Below are 6111 nucleotides of genomic sequence, written 5' to 3' on the forward strand. Positions count from 1 at the left end.
GAAGACAGGAACGCTTACGACTAAAACTTGTTCGCCTCGAAACTCTTCCTTATATCTTTTGCAGAAACCAGCGACTTCTACCCATTCTCCTCCTTGGTGAGAGTAGAAACGGATGCCCATTCGTGCCATTGCGCATTCCCATATACCTGAGAATTTATTGGCCATAGGCAAAGAGTTATTAAAATACACGTCTACTACCTCATTTGAAAATGACCTTTTAGACTCACGACAACTTAACCACATAGCGCCGCAGTTTATCGCCACCTGTTTAATATTGTCATAAACAAAAGTCTCTTTAATTAAAAGCTTATATTGTGGGTACAATAGCTTACAACTCATATGAAACCTCTCCAACTCTATATCTACATTATATAGTAGAGCTGGAGAAAGTCAATACTACTTATTTGCCTCCGGCTCTACTTGTTGAGAAGTGTCAAACATCTAAGCCATTAATAATTAACATTGTGAATTATTAATAAGTAATAATTTTAAGAGTTTTGTGATCAGTCCTAAGATTTTCGCAAACTTCCAAGAAATGTGAATAGCTGAAATACTCGTCTGAATAAGATAGTTGTATATTTGGATTGCTTTGGTGCTCGACTTCGTATCTCAAGATTTCAGAATCCAGTCGTTTGCCTATTTGAGCATTAGGACATAGCTGCAAAATTATTTCATGTATTCGCAATTTGCCTTTAACCGCATCTAAGAAGATCTCATTAAATATAATTTCGCTAAAATCTTTTTTTGTATTATAAATGTATCCAGTGTAAACGACCATATCTTCGATAACAATTGGCAAGTCATTCTTTACTAACGCTTCTATGATGTGCTTAAACAAAAAATAAGTGCCTAGGCACTCACTGTTATTTATCTGGGTTATGCATAGTCCGTCAGCCCTATTCTTTAAGCCGAAAGCCTTTCTGCCAAGATTTGAGTTAAACCTCCAGGTTTGAGTTTTTCTTCTAAGGCATAGCCACAATTGCTGGTATAATTGATTCATGTTAGTCTGATGTTCTAGTGATTTACTCCGTAACTTTCCCTGGCCAGATTTGTGTGACCAGGGAAAGTCTTCTATTTAGATCTTGAAACTCTACCTTGTCCTGTCTTGATAATTAGAAATATGGAAATGAATGATGAAGGCTTCTTCATTAAGTTGTTTCAATAAATGTACAGCACACTCGACATCAAATGTACGAAACTTTAGGTAATCAAGACCTACAAAATACATGATATCTTTATTTTGGTTAGTAAGGAGTTTTTTCTGGAGCCATTTCGTGAATCCCACGCTAACTTTGCCGTAATTACTTTCAAAGATTTGATCGTCATAGTTAAAAATTTCATCACTTGTATACTTCTTGGGCAAAATTTTATCTTGGGTAGCTTGTGCGATCGCTACATCTTCTGCAAATCGGGCTTTTGCCTCTTCATGTGACTTTGTGACATAGTAAGGGAACTTATCCTGATACAGTGTATAGAGCTTAGACATTTTCTTTGGTCCTATGTTGCAGCATGTGTGAGCATGCGTGTAGGATGCGCATCCCCCATAGATCGTTAGCTTATTTCTAATCTAACAACTTGACATAAAATTGAAGTCCACATGACTCAGTGTATATGGAATCTTCAATCTGAGCATCAGTGCCGCTGTAGAGACTTCCCCCTTGTAGTTGGATTAAACCCTCAGCGTGCATCTTCAACAACCAATCATTGAATTGCTGACGACGGCAGCTAATTCCGATATGTCTTCGTATTCGATAAATCGGGACTCGTTTGTCCAGATTATATTCAGTGTTTAGCTGATGCCAAATATCAATTACTAGTGGGCAGAAGTCTTCGTAAGATAAGGTACTTAGCTGGCAAAAATCAGTAATAGTTTTGTCAAGCATATTAACATCTGATTCATCAAGGGGAACAAGGAACTCCCCGTATATAGAGCCATGAAAGTGCAGGATCATATACCCACAATCATCAACCTGGATTTCAATGTCAGAAAACATGGTTTTGGAGAAAGTAAATGAATATGCGTGTAGGATGCGCATCCCCCATGGATTATTAAGTCGTTTCTAGCCTAACAGCTTGGCATAGCATCGAAGCCCAGATATCTCAGTGTATATAGAATCCTCAATCTGATCGTCAGTGCCGTTGTAAAGACTTCCACCTTGGAGCTGGATCATGTCATTAGCTTGCATCTCTAGCAGCCATTCATTAAATTTTTGGCGATCGCAGTTAGCTCCTATCTCCCTTCGTATCCGATAAATGGGGACTAGCTTATCCAGATTATATTCATCATTTAGCCGATTCCAAATATCGATTACTAATGGGTGAAAGTCTTCATAGGATAAAATCTTTGGCTTCAGGTAGTCAGTGGTAACTTTGTTCAAAGTGCGAATGTCTAGATCATCAATTGCCACAACAAAACTAATTCCTGCTGAGGCATAGAAGCAGAGACTCATTGTGCCGAATTCATCGATTTCAATCGAGATAGTAGAAAACATAACTTTCCCAGAAAAATGAACAATCATGCGTGTAGGATGCGCATCCCCATAGAGCTTTAATTCTCGTTAATGTATGTGATTGTAACTGGTAAATCAAGGTGATTTCCAATCTTACGATAAAGATATATTTTGTCTACAATATTTTTATTGTGATATTTATATATACCTTGGGTATTTTTATTGACTTTCAATAATACTGGTCCATTGAGCCAACCCACGAATCGTTCATCAGAGATAATTAAATCTATCTCTTGAGCAGATTTATCCGAGATTATGTACTGACGCATGCTATTAACTCCTAATTTAATTAGCAAAGAATATGCGTGTAGGATGCGCATCCCCCTTCTAGTTAAAATTACTCGAAATCAGATTTTAGAGTCTCTTGGATGTATTGAACCCAGGCTAACGCCTTTTTGCCATCTTCAGCTGTGAGTTCTTGCCATTTAGAGTCCAGAAAATCCCTCGAAATCTCAGGCATTAATTTTTGTGCCCATTCTATAGCATCTTCTGGACTTTCCCAGTCTTTCCATGGCCGAGCGTCAAGTAGAGTTGGTGAGCTTAAGTCATCTATCCAATCTTGTAAATCATCAGCAAAAGCTTTACCTGGGCATAGATAAGTTTTATTAGATATGCTGCTCGCCCGTGATTTAGTGATGGTTAGAAGATGGTTGTAATCCATTTCTCCTGCAATATCGAATTCGTACTCAATTGAATTATTCTGCACTGGAGCCAATCCTATGCGCTGTGGAGAAAGAGTCGATACTCCTTTTTTATTTGTCCTGGATTCCATTACCCATTCTGTCTTGGATCTCATCGTAGCTATAATATGGCATTTGGTTCTCAATATTGTATCTATAAGTTTTCGCTCAATTGGCCGGGCTTTTGCCCAGTTTGAAAAGTTACTATCAACTATCTCAAGAATAGATAGCCAAGCATGCGAAAACGAATCAATGATTATTACGTCATAAGAGCCTTCTGCCATCTCGATTAACTTTATATACTGATACGGATGGAAGTCAGATAATTCAGCGACATCATACTCAAAGCGATTTGAATATCGGCTGCCACTGCCATGTTCAGTATCAATTAAAGCTGTTCGCTTTCCTAATCCTGCTGCGATCGCAAGAGCAGAATATGTTTTTCCACTACCACTTGGTCCAGAAATTGCGAGCCGAATGAATGTCTCTCGTGACGCTGCTTTCTTAAACATATTATTCCTCATTTGTTCAGTTGATAGGTGCAATGGTAGATATGAATATCTACCATATATTTTAGAGTTAAAATTCTGTATGCTCAGAATCGGCAAATGCATATACCGACTTATCTAAGCGAGAATCTATGACCCCATTCATGTAGCCAACAGAGTAGCCGCAATTGCGTTTGCACTCTCCATTGCATGAAGATTTAAGTGGGTTAATTTGACGAGCAATCTTTGTATACTCACACATACCTGTCCACGGTAAATTGTTGTATCCATCAAAATATCCGCGATCGTATCCGTATAGATCTTGTTGCTCTGTAAAGCCAAGATCACTCGCCTCATGGACATCTGGATCCAAAGGATGCTTGCCTAGATCTAAGGATTTAGGTTGCGCAGAAGTTCGAATTTGCTTTATCATGGGATTAGCCTATTAGCTGCTGGGCAGGGAAGAAGAGAAGTCTTACTACATCTGTTTCTTCTTCCTTATCTCTACTATATATGATAGAGATGAGATTGTCAAGGGATATTTATAACATAATGTAAATATCTCGCTTGTGCCCTTCTTTCTTATCTCTATCATATATGATAGAGATGGTGCTGTCAAGAGATATTTGTGTATAATGTAAATATCTCACTTTTCGTGGGTAGCAAAGAGAGATCTAGCAACTCCAACTCTATAACTCTATGCTCTCTTTGCGTTTATTAATTACTTCACTATTGGCTACTCACGATTCCCGCCAGGCTCAGAATCAGACTCAGGATCTAGATGATGATTGATATAACTAGACAGAACCTCAACTAACATACCAGCACTGTCCAGATCTATTTGAAACTGCCCTGGATTTAACCCAGAATTTTTATTAAAGTTAAGAATTAAGCTGTCTCCTAGAACTTGATTGTCACTAGACAGATGTACAATCTCTAAATCTACAAGTTTCGGCATAGCACAAGGCTCAACTAAACTAAACTACATTTCTAGAATATATGGTAGAGTGGGCGTTAGAATTTGTCAACTTCAATTACCCATTCAATACATTTTTTAACAATTTCGCCATGGCATGGCTTCGGGGCACACCAACAAACTAAATTAACCTGTTTATCAGAGAGGACAAGTTTCTTGATTCTTTTTAGCTCTGCAATAACAGCAGAATCGTTTGCTTGTATCCTTCCCCACAGCCACTTACGATACAACTGGATGACCTCATCCCTTGAGGATGTCCCCACTTTATATGGATTTCCCAAGACAGAGGGTCGTCCAATGTATATGTCTGTATCATCTAAGCTTTTTAGCAGATAGGACGAGGCTCTCTTGTTCAATATTTTAATTTCTTTCATTTTGCATCGCACTAAATCTACATATCTAGTATATATTATAGATATGTAGATTTAAAGAGTCAAGAAAAATGCAGGCACTTGCGAAGATATCAGTTTCTGACTTTGTTGAGTGGGCTGAGTCAAAAGCTCATTTGTTGGAACAAAGCATCTATACCCAAGATTACAAAAGACTGGTAGTCCCATTGGGACATAAGTTAATTAGTGTTAAACCATTGAAATGTGTTAAAGCGCATACTGACCCAAGAATGGATAAACTGGCGTCAAGATTCTGCCCAAACTGGAAATTGTCGCTTCTCTGTAAGTATGCCAAAGGAGGAGGCGTTAAATCTCACAGAGATGCATCCATATATGGTTCACGAGCTTTTGTAGTAAGTAGTACTGACTACCTTTTTGTTATTGATGGCTTAGAGCATAATTGCAAGGGTGGGGTGATCTATGAATTTAATTCCAAAAAACTTCATAGTGTACCGCCGCTAGTAGATGAAAGATGGGCTCTAATTTGGTGGGAATCATCAAAGATCTTAGACACACAGCAAACGCAACTGAATTTATTCTAAATTAGCTTGACTTTCCCCTAACTCTAATATATAATGTAGACATAGAGTTAGGGGAAACAACAATTATGATTACTGAAATTCGAAAATTAGCATTTCGTCTAGACCATTATGCTAACTTAGATTTCTGGACTGCGGTTCCATATGTATGGCAAGACTTGTTGGAAAAACTTGAAACTGAGAATAAATGCACTGCCGTAGAAAAACTTCTGAACATTTACAATATATCTTTTGGTTCTAACCTAGCATCAATTTTAATGTATCCTGATGAATTTTTCGGCATTATCGATGATGCACATAATCGATACCCATATTATCACTTAAAAATTGGGTATAGTTTTCGCAGTGATCCTTATTTTCAATATAATCCTTGGGTATATTTAGTCAATCGCCTTTGGCTGACACCAAAAAATAATAAATTAGTGTATCCAAGGCATTGGGTATTTACATGGTTTACGGCAGAAGATAAAGGTCTTGAGGAGATTTATAAACAAGTTACTGAAATTTATCCAAATCAAGATCATTTCAT

At 37.7% G+C, this 6111-nt stretch carries 9 protein-coding genes; 2 read left to right on the top strand and 7 right to left on the bottom strand.

What is annotated here, in order from left to right:
* Positions 1–1090: 1090 nt before the first annotated feature.
* The 7 genes from F6K20_RS20880 to F6K20_RS20910 form a co-directional block, all read right to left on the bottom strand.
* Positions 1091–1486 (bottom strand): hypothetical protein, encoded by a 396-nt coding sequence (locus tag F6K20_RS20880; protein ID WP_287295896.1) that lies wholly within the window; start codon positions 1484–1486, stop codon positions 1091–1093.
* Between the two features lie 76 nt (positions 1487–1562).
* Complete coding sequence (locus F6K20_RS20885; RefSeq protein WP_287295898.1) at positions 1563–1994, bottom strand: hypothetical protein; 432 nt, start codon at positions 1992–1994, stop codon at positions 1563–1565.
* A gap of 66 nt (positions 1995–2060) precedes the next feature.
* A complete protein-coding gene (locus F6K20_RS20890) occupies positions 2061–2492 on the bottom strand; it encodes a hypothetical protein (RefSeq protein ID WP_287295900.1) in 432 nt (143 codons plus the stop codon).
* A gap of 355 nt (positions 2493–2847) precedes the next feature.
* On the bottom strand, positions 2848–3702 hold the full coding sequence (locus tag F6K20_RS20895) for an ATP-binding protein (RefSeq protein WP_287295902.1): 855 nt from the start codon (positions 3700–3702) through the stop codon (positions 2848–2850).
* Between the two features lie 67 nt (positions 3703–3769).
* Positions 3770–4111: a hypothetical protein gene (locus F6K20_RS20900; protein ID WP_287295903.1), complete on the bottom strand. Its 342-nt coding sequence runs from the start codon at positions 4109–4111 to the stop codon at positions 3770–3772.
* A 303-nt stretch (positions 4112–4414) separates the two neighbouring features.
* Entirely contained in the window at positions 4415–4636 is a 222-nt protein-coding gene (locus F6K20_RS20905; RefSeq protein ID WP_287295905.1) for a hypothetical protein, read from the bottom strand.
* Positions 4637–4692: 56 nt separating this feature from the next.
* Entirely contained in the window at positions 4693–5028 is a 336-nt protein-coding gene (locus tag F6K20_RS20910; protein ID WP_287295907.1) for a DUF4326 domain-containing protein, read from the bottom strand.
* A gap of 68 nt (positions 5029–5096) precedes the next feature.
* Between F6K20_RS20910 and F6K20_RS20915 the strand changes: the two genes are divergently transcribed.
* Positions 5097–5585 (top strand): hypothetical protein, encoded by a 489-nt coding sequence (locus F6K20_RS20915; RefSeq protein WP_287295909.1) that lies wholly within the window; start codon positions 5097–5099, stop codon positions 5583–5585.
* A 65-nt stretch (positions 5586–5650) separates the two neighbouring features.
* The coding region (locus tag F6K20_RS20920) for a hypothetical protein (protein WP_287295911.1) at positions 5651–6111 on the top strand (461 nt) is incomplete at its 3' end.

It is taken from the genome of Moorena sp. SIO2C4, assembly GCF_010672485.1.
Classification (GTDB): Bacteria; Cyanobacteriota; Cyanobacteriia; order Cyanobacteriales; family Coleofasciculaceae; genus Moorena; species Moorena producens.

Coding starts and splice junctions, on each gene's coding strand:
- F6K20_RS20880 (WP_287295896.1), bottom strand. CDS start 1,486: ATGTCTAAGCTCTATACACTGTATCAGGATAAGTTCCCTTACTATGTC.
- F6K20_RS20885 (WP_287295898.1), bottom strand. CDS start 1,994: ATGTTTTCTGACATTGAAATCCAGGTTGATGATTGTGGGTATATGATC.
- F6K20_RS20890 (WP_287295900.1), bottom strand. CDS start 2,492: ATGTTTTCTACTATCTCGATTGAAATCGATGAATTCGGCACAATGAGT.
- F6K20_RS20895 (WP_287295902.1), bottom strand. CDS start 3,702: ATGTTTAAGAAAGCAGCGTCACGAGAGACATTCATTCGGCTCGCAATT.
- F6K20_RS20900 (WP_287295903.1), bottom strand. CDS start 4,111: ATGATAAAGCAAATTCGAACTTCTGCGCAACCTAAATCCTTAGATCTA.
- F6K20_RS20905 (WP_287295905.1), bottom strand. CDS start 4,636: ATGCCGAAACTTGTAGATTTAGAGATTGTACATCTGTCTAGTGACAAT.
- F6K20_RS20910 (WP_287295907.1), bottom strand. CDS start 5,028: ATGAAAGAAATTAAAATATTGAACAAGAGAGCCTCGTCCTATCTGCTA.
- F6K20_RS20915 (WP_287295909.1), top strand. CDS start 5,097: ATGCAGGCACTTGCGAAGATATCAGTTTCTGACTTTGTTGAGTGGGCT.